The 23,631-nt window shown below is 58.8% G+C and carries 16 protein-coding genes; 11 read left to right on the top strand and 5 right to left on the bottom strand.

What is annotated here, in order from left to right; translation table 11 throughout:
* The first annotated feature begins 143 nt into the window (after positions 1-143).
* From V8J82_RS05405 to V8J82_RS05370, 8 genes are all read left to right on the top strand, one after another.
* Positions 144-1,100 carry a nucleoside hydrolase gene (locus V8J82_RS05405; protein ID WP_339972932.1) on the top strand — a complete coding sequence of 319 codons (957 nt, stop codon included), beginning with the start codon at positions 144-146 and terminating at the stop codon, positions 1,098-1,100.
* Positions 1,097-2,968: an adenine deaminase gene (locus V8J82_RS05400; protein ID WP_339972930.1), complete on the top strand. Its 1,872-nt coding sequence runs from the start codon at positions 1,097-1,099 to the stop codon at positions 2,966-2,968. Before V8J82_RS05405 ends, V8J82_RS05400 begins: the two co-directional genes overlap by 4 nt.
* Before the next feature lie 144 nt (positions 2,969-3,112).
* A complete protein-coding gene (locus V8J82_RS05395; RefSeq protein WP_339972928.1) occupies positions 3,113-4,150 on the top strand; it encodes an ABC transporter substrate-binding protein in 1,038 nt (345 codons plus the stop codon).
* Positions 4,151-4,224: 74 nt separating this feature from the next.
* Positions 4,225-5,049: an ABC transporter permease gene (locus tag V8J82_RS05390; RefSeq protein ID WP_339972926.1), complete on the top strand. Its 825-nt coding sequence runs from the start codon at positions 4,225-4,227 to the stop codon at positions 5,047-5,049.
* Between the two features lies 1 nt (position 5,050).
* Positions 5,051-5,839, top strand: coding sequence for an ABC transporter permease (locus V8J82_RS05385; protein WP_339972924.1), 789 nt, complete (start codon positions 5,051-5,053; stop codon positions 5,837-5,839).
* Positions 5,840-5,854: 15 nt separating this feature from the next.
* Entirely contained in the window at positions 5,855-6,916 is a 1,062-nt protein-coding gene (locus V8J82_RS05380; RefSeq protein ID WP_339972922.1) for an ABC transporter ATP-binding protein, read from the top strand.
* On the top strand, positions 6,913-8,247 hold the full coding sequence (locus V8J82_RS05375) for an amidohydrolase family protein (protein WP_339972920.1): 1,335 nt from the start codon (positions 6,913-6,915) through the stop codon (positions 8,245-8,247). Before V8J82_RS05380 ends, V8J82_RS05375 begins: the two co-directional genes overlap by 4 nt.
* 4 nt (positions 8,248-8,251) lie before the next feature.
* The gene (locus V8J82_RS05370) at positions 8,252-9,664 is read left to right on the top strand and encodes a dipeptidase (protein ID WP_339972918.1); all 1,413 of its coding nucleotides are present in this window, start codon (positions 8,252-8,254) and stop codon (positions 9,662-9,664) included.
* Positions 9,665-9,766: 102 nt separating this feature from the next.
* Here the strand turns inward: V8J82_RS05370 and V8J82_RS05365 are convergent, their stop codons facing one another.
* Genes V8J82_RS05365 through V8J82_RS05355 form a run of 3 tightly spaced genes read right to left on the bottom strand, consistent with a single transcriptional unit; the run spans position 9,767 to position 11,822 of the window.
* Entirely contained in the window at positions 9,767-10,564 is a 798-nt protein-coding gene (locus V8J82_RS05365) for an iron chelate uptake ABC transporter family permease subunit (protein ID WP_339972916.1), read from the bottom strand.
* Positions 10,564-11,307, bottom strand: a complete 744-nt coding sequence (locus V8J82_RS05360; protein ID WP_339972914.1) for a metal ABC transporter ATP-binding protein — start codon at positions 11,305-11,307, stop codon at positions 10,564-10,566. The genes V8J82_RS05365 and V8J82_RS05360 overlap by 1 nt, the downstream gene beginning before the upstream one ends.
* Complete coding sequence (locus tag V8J82_RS05355) at positions 11,304-11,822, bottom strand: transcriptional repressor (RefSeq protein WP_339972912.1); 519 nt, start codon at positions 11,820-11,822, stop codon at positions 11,304-11,306. Before V8J82_RS05355 ends, V8J82_RS05360 begins: the two co-directional genes overlap by 4 nt.
* A gap of 55 nt (positions 11,823-11,877) precedes the next feature.
* On the opposite strand from V8J82_RS05355, the gene V8J82_RS05350 reads away from it, so the two are divergent.
* From V8J82_RS05350 to V8J82_RS05340, 3 genes are all read left to right on the top strand, one after another.
* The gene (locus V8J82_RS05350; RefSeq protein WP_339972909.1) at positions 11,878-12,954 is read left to right on the top strand and encodes a zinc ABC transporter substrate-binding protein; all 1,077 of its coding nucleotides are present in this window, start codon (positions 11,878-11,880) and stop codon (positions 12,952-12,954) included.
* 625 nt (positions 12,955-13,579) lie between these two features.
* The gene (locus V8J82_RS05345; protein WP_339972907.1) at positions 13,580-14,200 is read left to right on the top strand and encodes a VPLPA-CTERM sorting domain-containing protein; all 621 of its coding nucleotides are present in this window, start codon (positions 13,580-13,582) and stop codon (positions 14,198-14,200) included.
* Between the two features lie 1,758 nt (positions 14,201-15,958).
* The gene (locus V8J82_RS05340) at positions 15,959-16,285 is read left to right on the top strand and encodes a hypothetical protein (RefSeq protein ID WP_339972905.1); all 327 of its coding nucleotides are present in this window, start codon (positions 15,959-15,961) and stop codon (positions 16,283-16,285) included.
* A gap of 61 nt (positions 16,286-16,346) precedes the next feature.
* On the opposite strand, the gene V8J82_RS05335 is transcribed toward V8J82_RS05340, so the two are convergent.
* Together V8J82_RS05335 and V8J82_RS05330 are read right to left on the bottom strand one after the other, a co-directional pair.
* Positions 16,347-20,975, bottom strand: coding sequence for an alginate lyase family protein (locus tag V8J82_RS05335; RefSeq protein WP_339972903.1), 4,629 nt, complete (start codon positions 20,973-20,975; stop codon positions 16,347-16,349).
* Complete coding sequence (locus tag V8J82_RS05330; protein WP_339972901.1) at positions 20,972-23,149, bottom strand: glycosyltransferase; 2,178 nt, start codon at positions 23,147-23,149, stop codon at positions 20,972-20,974. The genes V8J82_RS05335 and V8J82_RS05330 overlap by 4 nt, the downstream gene beginning before the upstream one ends.
* Positions 23,150-23,631 lie beyond the last annotated feature (482 nt).

Genomic DNA, 23,631 nt, shown 5'->3' with positions numbered 1-23,631 from the left:
AACGTCCAAATCGTCTGGGATGGGCGCCGATCATGTCAGTGCTCGGGCGACCTGCGCGAAAGACTATGGACTCATCCGACATCGGCCTGCTTTCTTACGGCCTGTCTGAGTAACACTGGATTGGCCATTACCACATGAAACGAATGCGGATTCTCGATACCGATGGGGGCGTCGATGATGCGCAGGCTTTGCTGATGCTTCTTGCGGCTGGCTGGGAGCCGGATTTCATCACGACCGTGTTTGGCAATGTCGCTTTGCCCGATGCGACGCGAAACATCCTCACCGTGCTTGCCGTGGCGGGCAGGGGGGATATCCCCGTCCATATGGGCGCGGATCGTCCCTTGATCCAACCGCTGTTGGACGCAACGGATATCCACGGGCAAGATGGTCTGGGCGGCGCTCCGCGTCCTGCCGCAATCCCGCAACCGGCCAGCGCCCAGGGCGTGCAGGTTCTTGTGTCCAGCCTGCAAGAAGCGGCGCGGACTGGCGATTGTGTCGATCTGCTGATGATCGGACCTCTGACCAATCTGGCCCTGGCTCTGCGGCTTGCGCCCGATTGCATTGCCGGGATCGGGCGCGTTACGATCATGGGCGGCTCGGCCCATGGACGGGGCAACATCACCCCCGCAGCCGAGTTCAATATCTTCGCCGATCCTGAAGCGGCTGCAATTGTCCTTGCCGCCGAAATCGAGATTGTCGTCGTGCCTTGGGAGACCTGCACTGGCCACCGGATCACCGGGGCCGACGTGGATGCGCTGTTTGACGCGCTCCCGGATGGGCCGGTCAAAACGTTCTCAAAAGCACTGGCCGCACATGCCCGCGCGACGATTTCGAGCTTCGGCGGTGGCGATCATTTTCGCTTTGTCGACCCTTTGGCAGCCGCGGTTGTGATCGATCCGGACATCATCACGCAGTCTTTGCACGCCTGCATGGATGTCGCACTGGCCCCGGGCATCACGCGGGGCATGACAGTGGCCGACCCATCCGGTCGCCTTGGTACACCGAAACGGGCGCTTGTTGAGCGGGTCGATATGGATCGGTTGGTTGATCTCTACCGCGCTTCGATCGCCTATGTGGCGCCAGAGGCATCGCTGGCATGACCCAGGCAGAGCGCCCAACAGATCATCTGATCAATGCCGCTGACGAGGTGAAGATCCGGCAACGGCTGGTGCGCGTGGCGCTGGGACGCGAGCCAGCAGATACGCGGCTGCGTGTGGGCAAATTGCTTGATGTGCATTCGCGGATGTGGCTGACGGACCAAGAGATTGTCATGTCGGGCCGCCGCATCGCCTATGTGGGTCCGGCGGGATCTTATCCCGGAACAATCGCCCGCGAGGTCCACGACCCCGACTTGATGGCTGTGCCTGGTTTTGGCGAAGTCCACAAACATATCGAAAGCTCCCACGTCACGCCGGAATGGGAGGCGGCGCTGGTGCTGCCCCATGGCAATACCTGGACCTGCGAGGCCAGCCACGAGTTTTCCAACGTCAATGGCGCGCGAAATCTCGAATTCTGGCTGACAGCGCGCTTGGCGGGCAGTCCTCAGAAGATTTTTCCGCTGCCTGGCTCGGCCGTGCCACCCACGGCCTATGAATGGGGTGGTGGCCATTTCGGGTATGAGGAACAGGCCGGGTTTCTGACCGAAAGCCTGATGGTGGCGGGCCTGGACGAGGTGATGGACTGGCCCGCCGTGTGGAACCCCGAAAACCCGTCATATGATCGGTTGTGGGGGATGATCGAGGCCACTTTCGAAAAGCGCGGCGTCATTGAAGGGCACGCTGCAGGTATTCGGGATATGGCTACGATCAATGGCCTTGCCGTGGCTGGTCTGGCGTCTGACCACGAGGCATGGACGACGCAAGAGGTGCTCGACAAGCTGCGCCGCGGACTGTTCATGGAATTGCGTCCGCATTCCCTGACAGAGATGGTTGAGGGCCTTTTGGAGGCGGGTCTGACGGATTGGAGCCAGTTTGCCCTGACCACCGATGATCGGTCCTGTTCGGACACGCTGAAGCTGGGGGCGACCGACCACAACGTGCGGTTGGCAATCAAAGCGGGCCTTTCGCCGGACATCGCGATCCAGATGGTCACGATAAACCCAGCGCGTCATATGCGGCTGACACCCTGGGTGGGCTCCATCGCGCCGGGTCGCTTTGCGGATATCGTCCTACTGGACGATGCCGATACCCTGTCGATCCGCAAGGTCTGGGCCGATGGGGAATTGGTGGCGGCGGATGGCAAATATCTGAAACCTGTTCCAAGGATCGAATGGCCCGGCTGGGCGACACAAACGGTCAATATCAATCGTGCCATGAAGCCCGAGGATTTCGCCATTCCGGCGCAGAACGGGCGCATCACGATGAAGGCCGCCCTTTTAAGGCCATTCCACTGGGATGACGATTTCATCACTATGGAATTGCCAGTGTCCGACGGGGTCGTTCAGCGTGACCCGGATCGCAATGTCACCAAATTCTCGATCGTCGACAGGTTCTCGGGCATCGGCAAGACATCATCGATGTTCTGGTTGGGAACCGGGCCGCGAACCGCGGATAGCGCCTTGGCCTGCTCAATGGGTCACGACAAGCACAATATCTGGGTTGTGGGATCGTCCGACACAGCCATGGCGCAGGCAGTCAACGCGTTGCGCGATATTCAGGGCGGTTGGGCCTTGGTGCGCGAGGGCCAAGTGGTTGCGACGGTGCGATACGAGGTGGGTGGTCTGATGACCTGTCGTCCGCCCGAAGCGTTGGACGCCGAGATGCAGGCGCTTTATGCCGAGGGTGGCAAAATCGATTGGATGTACGAGCCGACCTTCAGCCCGCGTTGGTTTCCCGGGTTCCCCGAGCGTCTGGCCTTCGCCACCTTGACCTGTGCGCCATGGCGTTGGGTGCTCGTGGCGCCGTCTGACCTCGCGCCGGAGGGGTTTGTGAATGTTGCCACCGGACAAACACATCCAATTGTCTGGTAGTCGCCCAATAATTGATCGTTTGCATCGTTTCGCGCCGCTAATTTGAGGGAGGAACTTGCGTGTTAACCAATCGCTCCATACGCTCCCCCCATTGATAGCACGCCTGCCTTGTCTGCCGGGCGCTATGAGAAACGGGGAAATACTATGACTATACGACGGACGTTCAGCGTCGCGGCATTTTCTGCCGCTGCCTTGCTGACAGCCAATCCGGCCTTGGCGCAGTCACGGACATTTACGGTCTCGTGGTGGGGATTTAACGGCGACGCGCTGCAGGAAATCATCATCGATCCATTCCAAGAAATGTGTGATTGCGACGTTGTGTTCGAGACGGGCAACAACGCCGACCGGCTCAGCCGTCTGCAATTGCGCGGTGGGGAAGGGGTGGATGTGATTTACCTCACGGACCGCTTCTCGCAGCTGGGGATCGAGTTGGGCCTGTTCCAGCCGGTTGATCGCGCGCAAGTCCCGAACATCGATCAGATCTATGACCTCGCCCAAGCGCCGCAGGGCGAATTTGGCCCCGCCTATACCATCGGACGCGTCGGCATCGTCTATAACAGCGAAGAAGTCGCCGAGCCGATCACGTCATGGGATGATCTGTGGCGCGAGGATCTGGCATCGCAGGTGTCGCTACCCGGCATCACCACGACCGCCGGGCCCATGGTTGTGCTGCGCGCGGGTCAGCGGGCGGGCGTCGATGCCTATGAGGATCCCGATGCCGCCTTTGCCGAAGTGGCTGATATCGTGCCGAACGTCCTGACCAACTACAATACCGGGTCAGAGATGATAAACCTCTTCTCGACCGGAGAAATCACAGTCTCCATGGCGCAGGATTTTGCGCTTGGCCGGTTGCAGGATGCCGTGCCTTCTGTGGTTTGGGCCGATCTTGAGGATGGGGCGATTGCAACGCTGAACACGATCAACATTCCAACCGGCTCGGAGAATGTTGAACTGGCGCATATGTTCCTGAACTTCGTGCTGTCGATCGAAATCCAGCAGGAGCTTGCAGAACGTGGCGTCGATGCCCCGGTGCATGCAGGCGTTGACCTGACTGAGGAGCAGGCGGCGCCCTGGACCTACGGTGATGAGATGATCTCAGGGTTGCAGCGTGTGGACTACGTTCCAATGAACGCAAACCTTGACGAGTGGATCAATCGCTGGAACGAAATCTTCGGCATGTAAGCCGAATTTGGGCAGTATCCTTCGGGGCGGGTGACTGTCCCGGGGCTTTTCCCGGATCCATCGGAAGAACCGATATGAAACGTCTTGCAGGCTGGATGCTCTCATCTCCTGCGACCCTTGCGGTGTCGCTGTTCCTGATTATTCCGGTTGCCGCCACGATCAGCGTGACCTTCACCGCACCCGCCGGGATCTTTGCGCCCTATACGGATTTCTTCGCCTCGGGCTTCCAGCGAACCGTGTTATGGCGCACTTTCGAGGTTGCCGCGATCACTACCGTGATCTCTCTCATCCTGGGGCTGCTCACGGCCTATGTCGTGTCCCGCAGCCCGCCTTGGATGAAGTCAATCCTGGTGGTCCTTGCCGTCTTCCCATTGCTGACGGGTGTCGTGGTACGCTCTTTCGCTTGGCTCATCATCCTGGGCCGCAACGGTGTTCTGAACAACACGCTGGAATGGCTGGGTCTGATCGAGCGGCCCATGGCGCTGCTCTATAGCCAGACATCGGTGGTCATCGCACTCATCTACATCTTTATTCCCCTGATGATCCTCGTCCTGATCGGGGTCTTGGAGAATATCCCAGACGATCTGCTTCAGGCGTCGTCGTCGCTTGGCGCGTCGCCCACGGCCACGTTCATTCAGGTCGTTTTGCCGTTGGCGACGCCAGGATTGATCGTGGGCGCGGTGCTTGTCTTCACGGCCAGCTTCACCTCCTATGCCACGCCGCATCTTCTGGGCGGGACCAGGCAGATGATGATGGGCACCTTCCTGCACCAGCGCGCCATGGTATCGTTCGATTGGGTCAGCGCGTCCACGGTCGCCGCCATAATGGTGGCGGTGATCATCACCACCGTTCTTGTCATGACGCGCATCGCAAAGCGTCTCAATCCGATGGCATCCTGATATGGCCTACCGCACGCACCCGCTGCTGATCGTGATGACCATCCTGGTCTATTTCTTCCTGATCGGACCGCTCATCATCATCTTCGGGGCCTCGGTTTCGGACACCACATTCCTCGCATTTCCGCCGCAGGGACTGACCCTGCATTGGTTCGAGAATATTTGGGAAATCTCGGCGTTTCGCCGCACCATCGTCACCTCGTTTCAGGTGGCGCTTTTGGGCACGTTTTTAGCCCTGCTGATCGGTATTCCCGCGGCTTATGCATTGAACCGCCATCGCATCCATCTGCCGGGCTGGCTGTCGACGCTTTTCGTTCTGCCAATCCTGGTGCCTGAGATCGTCATCGGGTTCTCGCTGCTGCGGTCGGTCAATGTGGGCTTGGGCGTGCCTGTCTTCGCCTCGCTATTGATCGGGCACACGCTTTTGGTGCTGCCCTATGTGGTGCGAGTGATTTCCGCTGCGCTGGCATCGTTCGATTTCTCCATCGAAGAGGCCGCGATTTCGTTGGGCAGCCACCCGGTGAAGACCTTTTTCACCATCGTTCTGCCCAATGTGCGCTCGGGTGTGATCGCCGCCTTCATTCTGGCCTTCATCACCTCGATCAACGACGTTTCGGTCTCGCTGTTTCTGACCGGCCCAGGGATCTCCACGCTTCCGATCCAAATTCTTGCCCATGTGGAACAATTCTTCGATCCGACCATCGCGTCCGTCTCGGTGTTGCTCATGATGTTGACCATTGTCGTCATGGTTATCGTCGAGCGGACGCTGGGCCTGACCACCGTGGCAAAGTAAAAGGCACCGCACCCCATGACCCTGCCACTTTCCATCGATAAGATCACCGCCCATTACGGGACGACCAAGGTGCTGGAGGACCTGTCGCTGACCGTCGCCGACGGGGAATTGGTGTCGCTGCTTGGCGCATCGGGGTGCGGTAAGACCACGACTTTGCGTCTGGTCGCGGGGTTCATGCAACCGACAAGCGGGACTATTCGGCTGGGGCAGAATGACCTGACGCGGCTGCCGGCCCATGGCCGTGACATTGGGCTGGTGTTCCAAAGCTACGCCTTGTTTCCGCATCTGAGCGTCGAGAACAATGTCGGCTTCGGGTTGAAGCAGCGCAAAGTATCTGCATCCGAACGGCACACGCGCGCGATGGAGATGCTGGATCGTGTCGGGCTTGCCCATCTGGCCGATCGCTTGCCCGGCGAGCTGTCTGGCGGCCAGAAACAGCGCGTGGCACTGGCCCGGGCCCTGGTGATCGAGCCGCCGCTTTTGATGTTTGATGAGCCGCTGTCGAACCTCGATGCCAAGCTACGGGTCGATATGCGGGTGGAAATCCGTCAACTTCAGCGCGCCAATGGGACAACGGCACTGTACGTGACCCACGACCAGGAAGAGGCGTTTTCAATCTCGGACCGTGTGGCGATCATGGATCAGGGCCGGATCATGCAGCTCGACACGCCTGAAACCTTGTATCAGCGCCCCGCCAATACATTTGTCGCCCGCTTCGTCGGGTTCGAGAATTTGATCGAGCTGAACGTGACCCACCGGGAGGGCGCCGTTGTGCAGGCCGAAACGCCGGACGGCGCCACGCTTAGCTTGTCGCAGGATCGGTTGGGAGCAATCCCCGACGCATTTATCCTGGCCACACGGGCCGACGGCCTGCGCGTGACCGACGAGGCGGGGGCCGAGGGGCTGCCCGCCACGCTTGGGCTTCGCACCTATCTGGGCCGGGCCTACCAATATCAATGCCAGGCGGGGCCGGGGCATCTGGTTGCCAATGGCGCACTCGGCACGCCGTTCGAGCCGGGCGCACATGTCACGCTGACCCCCAACCCGGATCAATGTGCGATCCTAAAGCCGGAATGAAAACGCTCCTCACCAATGCCTGGATCCTGACGGTCGATGCTGAGATGGCCGAGCATCGCAGCGGCTGGCTTCTGATCGACGATGACAGGATCGCCGGGCTTGGTGGCGGCCCACCGCCGCAAGCAGAGGACGCGGAGATCCGCGATATGGGCGGTGACATCGTGATGCCGGGCATGGTCAATACCCATTGCCATATGGCGATGTCGCTGTTCCGCGGGTTGGGCGAAGACGTCGATGACCGGCTGTTCCGTTACATGCTGCCGCTGGAGCGTAAATTCGTGTCGCCCCAGATGGTGCGCGCTGGCTCGACCCTATCGGCACTGGAAATGATCATGGGCGGCGTCACGAGCGTTGCGGACATGTATTACCACGAAACCGTCGTCGCCGATGTGATTACAGCGTCGGGTATGCGTGGCGTAGTGGGACAGACGCTCGCTGATTTCGACCCGCCCGACCAACGCAGCTTCGACGAAGGCTTCGCGCTTTGCGATGCGCTGGTGGAGCATTGCGCCGGGCAGCCGCGCGTCACCGCCTCCATTGCGCCTCACGCGCCCTATTCGACGGGGATGCCGATGATGGAACGGGTCGTTGATTGGCACGCGGCGCATCCTGAAACGCGCATCCAGATCCACTTGGCCGAGACCGTCGATGAAGTGACCTGGGCGCGAGACACCCACGGCATGAGCACCACATCAGTCTGCGCGATGGCGGGATTGTTGAAGCCCGGCACCATCGCCGCCCATTCCCTGATGATCGACGATGCCGACATCGAGATCCTTGCACGAACGGATACACGAGTCGCCCACAATGCGCGGTCGAACGGCAAGGCTGGGCGGGGCATGGCGCGGGTGGAGGATATGCGCCGTGCAGGCATCCCGGTGGGCCTTGCCACGGATGGTCCGATGAGTGGCAATAGCCTTGATTTGTTTGCGCAATTCGGTGTCGTGTCGATCTTCGCCAAGGTTCTGGGCGGATCGCGTAAACCGCTGCCGACGCGCGACGTGATCCGCATGGCCACGATTGAAGGCGCGCAGGTGCTAGGGCTCGACGCCGAAGTGGGGTCTTTGGAGGTTGGCAAGCAAGCGGACCTGATCTGTATCGACCTCTCTGCGCCGCGAATGCAACCGATCTATGATCCATATTCCGCGCTTGTCTTTGCGGCGATACCGTCTGACGTGCGCGACGTGATGGTCGACGGTGTTTGGCTGATGCGTGATCGTATGGTGGAGACACTGGAACCGGCCAAGGTTCTGGCCGATGCCAATCAGGTCGCCGGGCAGTTCCGTACCGAAATCGCCGCCATCGACACCGCCCTTGCCGAGGAAGGATGATCCCATGACCTCCGTGTCCGATTTGCAAGCCGTTCTGGACTACGCCGATACCCATATGGAGGACAGCCTCGCGCGGCTATTCGAGCTGGTGCGCATCCCCTCGGTCTCCACCGTCCCGGCCCATGCCGATGATTGTCGGGCGGCAGCTCAATGGCTGGCCGACCAGCTGAGCGATCTGGGTTTTGATGCTTCGGTTCGTCCAACGGACGGCCATCCGATGGTTGTGGGCCATCAGATTGACGCGACCTGCCCCCACATTTTGTTTTACGGCCATTACGATGTGCAGCCTGTGGACCCGCTGGATTTATGGGAGACCGATCCGTTCGAACCGACGCTGCAACCTCAGCCCGATGGCGATACCCATATCGTGGGGCGCGGCGCCTCCGACGATAAGGGCCAGCTTCTGACCTTCATCGAGGCTTGCCGGGCGTGGAAGGCGGTCACGGGCCGCCTGCCGATCAGGGTCTCGATGCTGTTTGAGGGAGAGGAGGAATCCGGATCCCAAAGCCTCGGGCTGTTCTTGGAAAAGACCGCTGAGGAACTGCGCGCCGACGTGATGATGGTCTGCGACACGGATATGTGGGATCGCGAGACGCCCGCGATTACCACGATGCTGCGCGGTTTGGTCGGAGAGGAATTTACGATCACCTGTGCCGACCGGGATCTGCATTCCGGAATGTTTGGGAATGCGGCACGCAATGCGTTGCAGGTGGCCAGCGAGGCATTGTCTAGCCTGCGCCGCAGCGATGGCAGCGTAACATTGCCAGGGTTCTACGATGGGGTCGAAGATCTGGCCCCTGAGATCAAAGCGCAGTGGCAGCGTTTACCTTTCGATCAGGGCGCCTTCCTGTCCGACATCGGCCTTCACATCCCCGCCGGAGAGACCGCTTATTCGATTATGGAGCAGGTCTGGGCGCGACCCAGTTGCGAGATCCATGGGGTGATCGGTGGCTACACCGAAGAGGGCTTCAAGACGGTCATTCCCGCCAAAGCCACGTCAAAGGTCTCGTTTCGCTTGGTGGCCGGACAAGATCCCGCGCGCATCCGCGACGCATTCCGCGCCCATATCCGGTCCCATGTTCCCGAGGATTGCTCTGTCGCGTTCACCTCCCACGGCGCGAGCCCGGCGCTGTCCTTGCCGCTCGACAGCCCTTACCTGGCCGCGACGCGCAATGCGCTCAGCCGCGAATGGGGCCGGGAAACGGCCTTGGCTGGCACCGGTGGATCGATCCCTATCGTCGGCGAATTCAAACGCAAATTGGGGATGGATACGCTTTTGGTCGGCTTTGCCCGCTTCGATAATCGCATTCATAGTCCGAATGAGAAATACGATCTGTCCAGTTTCGAAGGGGGTATCCGATCCTTCGTGCGGGTGCTCGCGGCGCTGTCTGAGCTTGAGGGCAACTCTGCCGCTTGATGGGACGAGATCCGCGAATTCACCGGCCAACGCCGACGCGCGCGTCGGAATGAATGTTTTGGCGCAGAGGCGCGCGCTATCCTGGGGAGTGAGACAGGCCGGTTAGGTTCCGCTTCGGCTTCGCCAACTTATCGCGCTGAAGCCCGCGAATACTATCGCCGCGACGCAGACAATGGACGGTCCCGCCGGTGTGTCGAACATATAGGCTGCGCGCAGGCCCGCAAATGCCGATACGCCACCGATCACTGCCGCGATCAGGGCCATCGCTTCGGGGGTGCGGGCAAGGCTGCGTGCGGCAGCGGCCGGGATGATCAACATGGCAGCGATCAGAAGGACACCGACAACCTTGATGGCGACAGCGACGGTAATCGCCAAGGCAAGCGTCAGGATAAGCTGCTCGCGCTTGGGGTCTATGCCGCTGGCATAGGCCAGCTCTTCATTCAGGGTCGAGGTCAAAAGCGGCGACCAGCGCCAGGCAATGAGTGCAATGACCAGGGCCGCGCCGCCCCAGATGACAAGCAGATCCGTCCGCGAAACCGCCAGGATATCGCCAAAGAGATAGGCCATGAGATCGATACGGATGCCCGATAGGAACGATACCGCCACCAGCCCAAACGCCAGTGCAGAATGGGCCAGCACGCCCAGCAACGTGTCCATCGCGTAGCCGCGGCCCGCCAACAGCGTAACGGTAAGGGCCATGATCAAAGCGACGGCGACCGCCCCAACGAAGATCGACATTTGAAGGGCCAGCGACAGTGCCACCCCCAGGATTGCGGCATGGGCCGTGGCATCACCAAAATAGGCCATGCGCCGCCAGACCACGAAACACCCCAAGGGGGCGGCCGCAAAGGCGACGCCAACGCCTGCCAGCGTCGCACGGGTCATAAAATCATCGAGCATTATTCAGCGGCCTCATGAGAATGCGGGTGATCATGCTCGTGGTCATGATCATGATCGTGTCGGTAAAGCGCCAGCGCTCCACCCGTTCCCGTGCCGAAAAGTGCGCGATATTCCGGCGCAGAGGCGACGATCGCCGGTGTCCCCTCGCAGCAGACATGGCCGTTCAAACACACCACGCGGTCCGAGGCACTCATCACCACATGGAGTTCATGGCTGATCATCAACACCGCACAGCCTGTGTCGCGGCGCACGTCCTCGATCTGCCGGTAGAAGGCCGCCGATCCTGGCTGGTCCAGGCCCTGTGTGGCCTCGTCGAGTAGCAGGATATCGGGCCGATTGATCAGGGCATGGGCCAGGAGCACCCGCTGGAACTGTCCGCCTGAGAGTTGAGACATCTGTCGCTTGAGGAGATCCGGCACCCCTGCTGCATCAAGCGCTGACATACATTCGCGGCGCGTCACCCGACCGCTGAGCCGCATGAAACGCTCGACGGTGATCGGTAGTGTCGCGTCGATATGCAAACGCTGCGGCACATAGCCGATGCGCAGGCCGGGCTTGAGATTAACCCGTCCAGCCGCAGGCTTCGTCGCGCTTATGATGGCTTTGAGCAGGCTCGTTTTGCCAGACCCGTTCGGACCAACGATTGTGACAATCTCACCGGGCTCGACCCTTAGCGACACGTCACGTAGCACGGTGTTGGCGCCGTAGCGGATGCTGAGATTGTCGACGGTAATCAGGCTCATATGTCGGTCTTTTCAGCACAGGCCGGACAGACACCTTCTGCCTCAACGACGGTACGCTCGATCTGAAAACCCGCAGCTCGCGCGGCATTTCCTATCGCCCCTTTTGTGGGCGCCGATTGGGCCTCGGCCACCGCATCGCAGAGGCGGCAAATCATGAAGGCAGGCGAGTGCGTCTTACCCGGGTGAGCACAGGCCACGAAGGCGTTGAGACGTTCCACCTTGTGAACGAAGCCGTTCTCGACAAGGAAATCGAGTGCGCGGTAGGCGACAGGCGGCTGCGATCCAAAACCAGCCTCGCGGAGCAGATCTAGGATCGCATATGCCCCGAGCGCGCGGTGCTCGCGCAGCAAAAGCTCCAATACCTTTCGCCGGACCGGTGTCAGGCGAAGCCCCTCTGCGGTGCATTGCGCTTCGGCCGATGCGAGCGCATCAGAGACGCATGCGCCGTGATCGTGATGCTGAAACCCGAGCGGTGCCGCACTTTCTGGATTTTCGGGGCGCGTATCGCTTGTCATGTTATTTTATATCATTTATGTGGCCTAAATGTTATAAAATCACGTGGGTGCAACAATGTCCAGAAAGCTTCTTTCCCTATCCGCCATGGCTGCATTGATGGGCGGCACCGCGATGGCCGAGGCGCCGCATGTGGCTGTCGATATCGCGCCGGTCCATTCGCTTGTGGCGCGTGTTATGGATGGGGTCGGGACGCCGGATCTGATCGTGCAGCCGGGGGCTTCGCCGCACGAATACAGCCTTCGCCCGTCCGAGGCCGCATCCTTGCAAGGGGCGGATCTTGTGTTCTGGATGGGAGAGGATTTGACCCCCTGGATGGAAGACGCGGTCGAAACGCTGGCTGAGGGGGCCGCTATTACGACATTGCTGGAGGCAGACGGAACGGTACTTCTGGATTTCCGTGAAGGTGCGTTGTTCGAGGCGCATGACCATGCTGAGCATGACGATGATGAAGATCACCACGATCATGACCACGACGAGCATGCTGAAGAGCATGACCATGCCGACCATGACCATGACCATGAAGAGCATGCCGAGGACGATGAGCACGGCCATGAGGAGCATGATCACGAAGACCATGCTGAGCATGACGACCATGATGGGCATGCAGGCCACGATCACGGTGAACATGATCCCCATGCCTGGCTTTCGCTGGCAAATGCCAGCACCTGGCTGAACCTGATCGCGGCGCAGCTCTCTGCCGCCGATCCGGACAATGCAGGTGCCTACTTTGCCAATGCCGCGGCTGCAATTGAGGAGATGGAGATATTATCCGCTGAGATCGCGGCAACGCTCGATCCGGTCCGCGGCGGCAGCTTCATCGTGTTCCATGATGCCTACCAGTATTTCGAGGCCGAGTTCGACTTTCCTGCGTCGGGTGCCATTTCGCTCGGTGACGCGACCGATCCAAGCCCCGCGCGGATCGCTGAAATCCAGGCTCGTATTCAAGACGAAGCCATAAGTTGCGTTCTAGCCGAGCCGCAGTTCAATCAAGGGATTGTTGAAGCGGTTCTCGGTGGCACGGAGGCCAATACTGGCGTGATTGACCCGCTCGGGGCCGAACTGGAACCGGGATCAAGCCTTTATCCGCAGCTCTTGCGCAATATGGCGACAACGCTGGCGGAGTGCCTTTAAGCGCCATTGTCTGCTCGGTCGGTGTTTTTTTGAAGAACCCGTTGTTTCGCAGAGAGAAATGCCCCGAACCGCTGGTGAAATCTCGCGAGTGATTGTGCGCAACCTCGGATCTTAACCCAGCGGCAATCAAGGTAACCTGGTCGCGACAGGAGTTGTGCGACAGCGAGCATTTGGAGCGAACGTGATGGTGGCAATGGTCGTTAAAATGGCAGAAATTGCCAAGTCGCGAGGTTATTTTACGACTGTCAGATCTGGCTCGATCATGTTCTGATCCGATGCCGAGGGCCCTTATGCGTGGAAGGCGGGCGAGAGCCGCGATACCATCCCGATGTCGCTCAGAGAAAACCGCTGGCGGCGCTGTGATCGCAGCTTGCGCCCGTATGCACAGGTCTATGGGCGCCCCAGTTCAGCGCTTTTGCCGGTCTTGCATCGATCAACACACGGTTTGTTTCCGCTCTATTTTCTTGTGAAATTTAACAAAATAGAGATACACAATTTATAACGTCATCCGTGAGAAGAGTGGCATACAGGTATAAGTCACTCATATTTTAGTTTGTTTCCAAGGCTATAGCCCACGGCAGTGGGGCTGCGAGTAGCATGGTTTTTATAAGAAAGGTGTTTGAGTATGATTCGATTTTTCTCGTTTTTGATGGCTCTGGTCATCGCAAGCCAAGCTGGCGCAACCGTATTGCGTGAAGATTTCTCAGGCGGCCTAAACGGCTGGTCCACCAGCGGTGCGGCTTTCGGGATCGAGCAATCTGGCGGACCGCTCGGTGCGGGCGATGCGTTCATGTTCGCGCTGGACAATGAAAATACAGCCATGGCGACGACGTTTGGGAACGGTTGGAGTGGTGACCTGAGCGTCTATAACCACGGAAAGCTGTCCTTTGATTTCATTCACACAAATATCGAAGAGCCCACGCTCCTCAGTAGTTTTGGCCGACTCTACGTGAATGGGACGAGCGGTTCGGTTCACGCGGATACCTATTCTGGCAGCCCCGGTGCAACGTGGACGAGCGTCTGGCTTGGCTTCGATGCGAATGCGTTCAACACCTCCGAAAGCAATTGGCAAAGCATCATTGCCGATGTGACTTCGATTGAGCTGCGTTTGGAAAGCTGGGCAGGGAACACAGAGCGTGTCGGTTTGGACAATGCGCAACTTGCGCCCGTGCCCTTGCCACAAACGGCGTTTCTGCTTCTTGCGTCAGTCGGCGGCCTCTTCATTGCGCGTCGTCGCTCAGTCTAGCTTCATGTAAGCGCGCGACCGTGACGTTCTGCGCTACGACGACGACTGGAATATCGCTGACGGGAGTTTGAGGCGAGAGTGTGTATCTACGCCTCAGTCCCCGTGGCTTACTCCAATCAACCGGCACACTAGGTTGTCTGCCCGCGGCACGTGGGCAGATGCCGTGATGCGACAGAATAATCCATTCTCAAGGGTCGGTCGGTCAGACCACCTTGCCGACCAATCCACGTGCGCACCCAGGCTGGATAGTGGCGCAGCATGAAATCGGTCCCCCAACGGTTCATATCCGCGGTTGATCCATATGCCCGATGAAACACAAACGACGCGCCGGGGACGATGCATGTCTGTTGTGGGCTTACTGCCAAAAATAGCGTGCAAGCGGAGGCGCACAGGCCGTTGAAGACCACCTGGGTGTTGCTCCGTTGAACGTTGGCAACGTCTTGAGCGTAGGCGACAACGCTGCCACCCCGGTCATTTGCAATGAACCGCACGTCGGGGCGGTTCGATGCCAGAACGATTGGAGCATTTTCAACCGTTTCACTGAATTCGGAATTCGCCTGCGCTGAAACAGCTAGCGATGAAGCCGCAAACAGCGCGGCGATGCATATTTGAAATAACGGTCGCATATATCTAGCCCTTGTCCCTCAGATGCTCACATCATCCTGCGTGATTGAGGCTAAAATCAGACGGGGAATTGTTCTCCGTTTGGTGATCCGATGAATTTTATCGCGACGCACTATTCCTTTTGCGCCTGGCGGAGTGAATCCAAAAATTATTGTTGAAAAACAAAAATTTGCGTGCTGAACGACGGTTGGGTCGATGGCTCTCTTAAACATGGGATCTCCCGTGTTAGACGACGTTCGCACCATAATCTAACGTTTGATTGCCCTTGAAGTTCCACCGCTTTCTAAGGACCATTCGGTTTGAAGCGGAAAGGTGCTCAGATGTTGTGAATCAGCGCTCAAAACCTGCCGGTTTTCTGCAATTAGATTAACGAATTGCAGTGAGTTGAGCGCGTCGAAGACTCGGCGAGAGAGTTTCAGGCGATCTGTATCTAAGGTTGGCAAGGTCCCGAAAATTACGACCAGTAAGGGTCACCATGCATCGCGTGCCGCTTCGGGTTGATCTGATCAATCACCATCAAGATCCTGTGCCGAAGTGAAGTAGAGATCCTTTTCGATCATTCCGACATCAATGGGATGCTCTAACTGGGCTTAGTCTCGCAGCGGAGGGTTGTGTTTGACGCTCGCCCTCGCGCGGTCCAGATCGTATGCGATCAGCGCGATTTGCACTTCGCTCGCTGCGATCCATCCCTTCAGTTCTGGATGTTCGACCAAGGTACGATACGACCTTTTGGCAACCATACAGGCAGTGGAGAGATGCCAGGTTTTTCGGTATCGAACCTCGGTGCGCTTAAGATACTCAAGCCAGATGATCGGTTGCGGCGATAATAACCGATTCTTCCGTAAAAGACTTTGGGATCAATGCGCGTCTGTGGCTTCAACGCGGCCCGCCGCTAATCAGCAAAAATATGGTTATTCTGAGGCTAAGTGAGACCCGTAGGACACATTGCTGACAATTTGTTTCCACTTTTCAGGGCCTAACAGACCAATCTTTTGTTGCCTTTTAGACGGCCGATGTGATCCTAATCGCGCAGACTTTAAAGATTTTTACACCACCAGCACTGCAGGGTTGAGATACAACGACCAGCTGTATACTGGTATATTAATTCAAAAGAGACCTATTACGAGTACGAGCATGGATAAAAAATTCGGAACTCTCGCCGCTCTTTCGACCCTTGTCGCCGGTTTGGCCTCGCCAGATCCCACTGCAGCGCAACAGCTTCAGGGCTTGCTGGACATCAACCAGCAATGCGGAGCAATCAATGAAATCGAAGATGACCGGACCGCGCTGCAACGCGAACTAGACCTGTTGCTGAACAACGGTCCAGGGTCATTGCTGTGTAGCCCGGGCGCATCCGAGGCGCAGAGACAGCAATGCATCGACCAATGTGTTGCGGCCCTCGCATCGCTCCTCGACATCTCGCCGGTCGCGGAATTGCCACCGGATGTCGACCCCTATTGATGCTCAGATGTGGCGCGCGGCATTTGCCAGCGCGCCGCTGACCGGCGGGCGTTTCCGGCGGCTAAATCGTCACCCACTCGCATCGCGCAGAGAGTGCCTCTTCAAGCTCTAGCAAGGTCGGTGCGCCACTCAGTCTGTCTGACAAAGCGTTTCCATCATAGGCCGGAGCAAATAGTTCTGGGCCGCCCAACACCTCCCAGATTTCGGTATCGACAGACAGCGCCGCGCGTTCAGATCGCGTATGGATAAGATGCGGATGACACAACACAACGCGTGATGCTGCTCGGGTGGCTCCGGCATTAACGATTACCGCGCCTGTCTCGTCGACAAGGCTGGAAATGTCAGCGTCCAACCGCTTGGCCTCGTTTGCATCGACAAGCGACCAATGGAGCAGTCCAACCGTCGCATCCGCGTCCAATGCGGTCGAGATCATGGAATAGATTTGCGCCAACGCTGGAGCGTCCGGAGAAAAATCCCCGACGAACAGAACATCAAGTTGTCCCTCCGCAGCGGACCATTCCTGTTGGAGTGCGCCGATTACCGGTTCGTCGCCCCAGATCAGAGCTTCGTCCGGCTCAATCTCATCGGTGGTGCGAGCGATGATGCGCTCAATGGATCGATTTGTGCATAGCAGGGCTTGTACCAAGTCGTCGCGCTTTGAACTCATTTGTATCGAAAGCGGAGCGCCCGCCGAGACAATGCGTTTTCTCCGTCCTAAGCGGTGCTGGTCAATGCGCCACAGCAAAACTGGATCGGGGTCGCCCGGCACAGCGTCCCACCCCTGAAACGCCCTGAGCGCTTCTGTTTCCATCAACAGGCTGGCTGTATTGTCTTCCAGATATTGAAATTCCGACAGCCAGTTTGGCAAAGCGACGCCGTCTTCCGTCAGGAATATCTGACGGACCATCGTAGCGCCACACGCGGTCGACTGCATGACCTCTACCTGAGTGGCGATCTTACTGGGGTGGGCGATTTCCTGGGCGCCCTGCCGTGTGATGTAGTGCCCGGTCGCCACAGCGAGGGCGGCGTTGCGTGCCGCATATTCCGGTGTAGCCGGAGCCATCTTCAGAATGCGCATTCGAGGGTCTGTCTGCGCCACATCCGCTAGTTCTTTGGAGCGGTCGGTATCGGCCCACCGATCCACCGCCAGGATCTCTAACCGAGACCAGGATTGCCGCAGAAGCGACTGTATCGCAGCTTCAGGCACCGCGCTTTCTTCGGGTGGCGTCAAAATCACCGAGACGAGCGGTGCATCCGCGGATATTTCGTCGCGCGGTGGACGCGCGGTGGTCCAGCCGCGCTCTGAGTTCGCGGGTTCAATGAAATCAGGCAGGCCGACCTGCCGATAGAGGCGGTTCAGAGCCGCACTCCATTGCATAGTCGCGCCGTCCAAGTGCCATCGCGCATTGGCGCGGGCCATGCCGATGTCTGGATCGTCAGAGAAGATCGTTTCGATCCCGTCTAAAATCGCGGTGGCTGCGGCGACATCGCCCGCTTGCAAACAGAGCCAGGACTGAACCAAACTCTTATCGCGACGCGCGGCCAATGTGTCTTCGGGCATCTCATCGGCAAAAGCGGATATTTCGTCGCGATCACCATGGGCGAAGGCCCACCGGGCCAATGCATGCGCGGCCTGTCCACGTTGTAAGTCGGGCGTGTCGGGGTCATTGCAGAGAGATATAAGCTCGTCCAATGCCCCCTGTGCGGGGCCTGTCCAAAGCTGTGCTTCGAGCTTTTCAGGGGTCGCATCCACGCTCACGGGCGCAGGGGGTGGTGCTATACAAAGGTCCGCTGCGGTTTGCGACAGCTGCCCCAGCTCATCGGCCACCGCGCTCCATGATCCAGATCGGGTCCCCGAGGGGGCTTTGCGTCGCCCAAGTGCCCAATATGGGTTGATCCCGTCATGCGCGAAATATGTGGCGGGTGCGAGATGGGCGTTGATCCGATGGCCGTTCCCAACCTGCTCTCCCGCCAGCCGCCACGCGGTGTGATAGAGCGGAAGCAATCGCACGGGATCGAATGGCTCGATCTGCTCATAGGGCCAATCTGTGTGGCCCATATGGGGCAAGAGCCAAGCGAAGGCACGTGCGAGCCCGCGTCCATCGTTCCCCTCATAATCCCACAGGTTATACCCGCAAGCTTCCGCAAGGGTGGCCAAGTTGACCCAGCATTGAAGATTGAAGCACGTGTAATGCGCAGTCTGGGTGCGCTTCATCTCATGGGGTTGCCGCCCCGTGGCTTTGAATTGTTCGAGAATACGCTGGCAGCTGTCGAAGAAGGTTCGCTCCAAAAGCTCTGCATTTCCCAAAAAGGCTGCAATCGAGCCCTGTACAAGGTCGTAGCAGGCGCCATGATTGTTCCGCGTGCGCTGTTCGGCTTGGCCCTGATCGCTGCTCTGCATCCAATCAAGGTATTCGGTCAACCAGGCCCTGAACTCGGATTGTTCGGTTTCGCTCAACTGCCCAGAAGTTTCTATGATCCGCACAGCGTCAAGGAAGTAGTACAAATCCTTCATCTCGATCAGACCGGATGCGGCGCCTGTGTCCTGCGGTGTCTGGGAGCGTATCTGCGCATAGAGAAGATGCGGGTTCATCCGCGTGGCGGGGTCCAGAAACCAGGTCCGGATCAGATGTGCGGCATGGGTCGCATGATCGGACCGACCATCGGCTAGCCAGGCCAGTGCCAAGACCGTCGTATCGTGAAACAGCTTTTCAAGCCGTGTACGGTCGTAACGGTCACTCTCCGCTTCATACAGACGGGTACCGGGCACGCGCTCCCCATCGCGATAAACGAACGGATAGCCGTCATAGGTATCCGGGTTCGGCCACCAATAGGGCGCCGGATGGAAGTAATCGTGTGGATTGCCGCTGGGGGCCAGAGTGGTCTTTTGCGTGACGGAGTAGGGTCCACGCTGAAGCGCCAGATCGGCATCCGTGATCAATCGTTCGCGGATGCGCGCCTCGGGTGTCCCGGCGTCCGCTTGGCTCAGCGCCTCAATCGCTTGCCGATCATAGAAGATGAGATTTTTGGGGTGAAAGATGCCTTTGCGCGCTTCGATGCTAAGTCGGTCCAACATGCCAGAGACAGCTTCAATCCGCGCCTCACCGCGCGCACGCAGACCCGTTTGGCCCTCTATCTCCAGTTGCCGTTGACCCGAGAACAACCGCGCCACCCAGCCGACACGGCCCACTGCGCCCCCCTCATCAGATCGTTGCGGACGCGGTAGATCCCAGCAATCATCATAGAAACGATCCCAGGGGCCCGGGATGCCCAGGCGGTAGAAAAGCTCCACCTTCGGTCTGCGCCCATAATAGTGCCGTTCATCGAACTCTTCGGAAGCGTCACAGCGGAACAAGATTTGCGGCTCGGAATCGGGTTCCAGCGCAAACGCTGGATCGTGCAGATATGCGTTATCCTCCAGCCGCGCCATGGGAACGGTGAAGTATTTCAGGTAGGATCTCGAGGTCACACCGTCGACAATGTCCGTCCAGGCGTTCTCCGTGAGGAAGCAATTGCCGTCCCAGGGCAAGACCCATTTCGCCCGCGTCTTGCCATCCCTCAGCGCCGCGTTGCGAGCGCCATTGTTGTTCATAACGTAGTTGTTCTTCAGCCGCCGCGCATGGGCTTGCGCGCGCATTTGATCGTAGGGCAGCATTTTTTCGTACTTTGCGCGTAGAAAGAATGCCAGGTCCGGGAAACCATGTAGATCCCACGCGACCGCGCCATAGTCCTCCAGATCGAATGGAATCCGCAGGTAATCCTGGCCATGCGCCTTGAGCATGTCGATGATCTGCCCTTCTTGGGCTTGATCAACGATCCGGTTCAACACCCAACGCTTTTCGCAACGCGCCAGTTCGGGTTCGTGATCCAGGATGAATTTGAGATTGGCTAGGGTTTGGCCAGTTTCATGGCGCGGCGGAAGATCATTTCCCAAAATCCGATACAACACGAAGGTATCCGCCATCGCAGCAAGGCCCGAGGCCTCACCCTCGGCGCGCAGCGCGGCAATATCGATAACGGCGGGAGCTGGCGGATCCGGGCGTGGCACACGTGGGTCAAAGCGATCCTTTGGAACCGGAGCGCTATGCACGTATTGCGCAAGGTCCAAGGTTTGACGCGCCGGATGGTCTTGGGCACTGAAATCGATCAGCGTCGTCCCCCGCCATTTGCGCCAAATGCGCTGAAACCGCCGGGAAAAGACCTCGGCTTGAGACGCGCCCGCATAGATATCGGCCGGAAAGTACTCGTAGGTGACGCCCGCACGGATAAAGACAGATTGGTCTGACGCGTCGGTGATGAAGACGGTTTTGACGGTCCTGTCGGACAGGATTTGTTGTTCGATCCGGCGCATGGTGCTGGCAAGCGCGTCGAGTGTTAGTCCGAACAAGGTGATGAACAATGTCTCGGTTTCGGTGCTGCTTTGAGCGGCAAAATGCCCGGCCCGCGGCGTCAACGGCGTTTTCGGATTGCGCAGAAGCGGCCAGGTGTCGGGCACGACGAGCGGATCGTGCTGGCGCGGCGGCTCGGATGCTTCCGGTCTGGCGGGCGCCCAATCTATCGTGATCGTCTGATCGCTGTCATTCTGATCGCTGGCGCGTTCATATATCTTCGCGACACGACGCAAATGTTGCGCGATTGCGGTCGGGCCCTGTCCCGGCGGATGGTTGGATTTTCGCCGCGTATCGCTCAATAGACACCTGCAAGATTGCTGAGTATGTCCGCCGCATCTTGGGCGCCGTTTGTTTGGTCAAACGAGGCGCAAGCCTGCCGGACCGCCGCATTCGCGGATGGGTTGAGGAGGGCCTGACACAGGGTAGGAAACATCGTCAATTCTTCATCGGTTAGATCGAAACCGGCACCGTGGTCTTGGGCAAACTTTGCCCGGGCACCTTGATCATCCATGGAGGGATGCCGGTTCGCATAGAAGATCGATGGCAAACCGCTGGCGATGACCTCATGGAACGTATTGTAGCCGGCTGCCGCGACGGAAAAGTCAAACGCATTGAAGAACCGAGCCATTGGGAAGCCACGTAGCACCCGGGTGCCAGGCCATTGCGGCAGGGGCATGGCCACATCGGCCCATTCCGCGATCACGATTTGCGTTCCGTCGAAGCGTTGCAAATGGCCGACAAATTGATCGATCAAACCGACGATATCCTGATTTCCTCCTGATCCGAGATGGATCAGCACAGCGGGCCGGTCTGGATCCAATCCCAGTGAGGCCCGCGCCTCAGCGCGGTCGAGCGTTTCATGTGCATCCAATAGCCGTATGGGCGGAACCGCCTGCACTTGGTGGCGCAGCGGTTTTGTCGGGCCGTTATCCATCTCGGCGGCGTATTCGCCGGGCTCAATGATGCAGTCAAAGAATTTGGAATTGCCCAGATACGGCGATGGACGCCCCTGACCCATGGCTCGCCGAACCCAGGCCAGCTTGGCGTCGCCATGGCTCATCACTGCCGACACCAAGCCCGCGGTGGGGTTGTTGCCGTCATAAACCACCATCTCCGGCTGGTACTGATCCAGCATATCCGTCACATCCAGCCGGAACCATTGGCTCCATTGGGAGAGTGACGCACTGATATCGCCATGGGAGGGCACATATTCGGCGCGATATCCGAACCGTTCGACGATTGAGGTCACTTTACCCAGACATAGAAAAATGGGCTCGATATCAGCGTGCAGGCGCCTGGCAATTGCCAACAGGCGGCTGGCATGGCCCAGGCCGACACCGTTCGACGAGATGAAAAGGGCCGTCTTTCGCCTCTGATCGATTTGTAAGGCGGGTGCCGATGGAGGCGCTTCTTGGCCAGGGCATGTGGTCTGGGGTCGACCTATCAGCGCATCGATCCGGCCCAGATACGCTTCTTCTGAAAACAGCCTTGCGCATTGCGCCTTGGCCTGCTCACCTAAATCTTCGCGCAACGCATGGTCTTCCAACAGCTCAGTCACGGCGGCGGCGGCCTCACTCGGTTCCACGTATCGGGGCCCCGGACCGAAATGGCCACTCAGCGCCGGAGGCAACACCACCGGAATACTGGACATCAGCGCCGTTGTGATAGCAGCCTCGGGCAATTCCGCATTTGTCTGACGCGGGAAGTACACCATCGCGTCAATCGCTTCGAGAAAGCGCGCCACCGACATATCGCGACCGCTTATGAGTGTCCGGCCCTGTTCCAAAGCATCCTTGGGATACAGCTTCGAGGGCGTCGTCCCGTGGATCCAGACGTCAAATGCAGGGTTTCGCGGGTAGATGGTGTCAAATTCTTCTATCGTTGCCGGCCACTCGCCCCTTGTCGTTCCGCTGATCCGGCCGACCACTGGGCGCAGCCGAGCGGGCGCGAGCGGAGATCGGGCGCGGCGCGGTGCGGCAATGGCGCGCCAATCCTCCTCCAGCATTGGCACCGGTGAATTCAGATCCTGCAGACGCCCACGGACCCAACGATTTGTGGGGGCCCATATCATCGGTCCGAAGGCGAAGCTCCACCAAAGGCCCATCTGCTCGATGTTCGGCGCGCTATCGACCACAAGGACCACGCGTTCCGCCGTCAAACTGGGCAGCGCGACGGGCGCAGAAACCCGACCAGGCCCATAGACAAGCGCCAGCTTTGTCTGGACCTCTGCGTCAGGCTCGATGATCGTGGCCAAAGCCTCCCAAAGGCATCTCTGGATATCGGGGTGGATCTCTTTCCTGGACGGAACCGGCAAATGATAGAGACCGCATCGGTAGCCTGCATTGGCAAGCGAAATGAGCTCTTGTCGGATCCGATAGCCCATGTCGCCGTAGCGTGTCAGGTCCGCCAACATCACCACGTCGTAGCTGTGCGGCTCATGTATCAAGACAGACCAACCTTCTGTCTGTGGCATGCGCCGGGCACGGCAAGGGTCTTTTGCTGCCAGTTGAGCACCTGCTCTTGCGCTCGGAATTGCCGTTGAATGTGTTTTGCATCTTGTGACGTTATCGTTGGCCAGGTCGCGATTTCACGCTCTCCTCAGCACGCTAGTTCCCTGGGGTCAAAACGCAAGCGAGCAGCAAGGCCTTATCGACTATTATTTTTTTCCAGCGGTCGTTCGACATTTGGATCTGCGGATGAAGAGGCAAAGGCTGGTGCGAAGCCGTTCCATTTGTCGGGTTCAGAACGCTCTGTCCTACCCTTGGCATTTGACGCCGATGCTGAAGCCAACAAGCGTGGTTCAACTCGTCATCAACGCATCAATCGTAGCTAGCAGTTTAGAATAGGGTCCTTGGTCACCATGGCGGCTGCCCTAACCGCCACATTCGGTGGTGTCGAAGATCGCGGGCTCGACGGTATCGCGGCTTGTCTCAGGGGCGAGGTCAGCCAGACCGT

Origin of the sequence: Gymnodinialimonas mytili (assembly GCF_037544085.1) — a bacterium.
Classification (GTDB): Bacteria; Pseudomonadota; Alphaproteobacteria; order Rhodobacterales; family Rhodobacteraceae; genus Gymnodinialimonas; species Gymnodinialimonas mytili.
The sequence above is the reverse complement of the archived record's forward strand: the minus strand, read 5'-3'. Positions and strand labels throughout refer to the sequence as shown.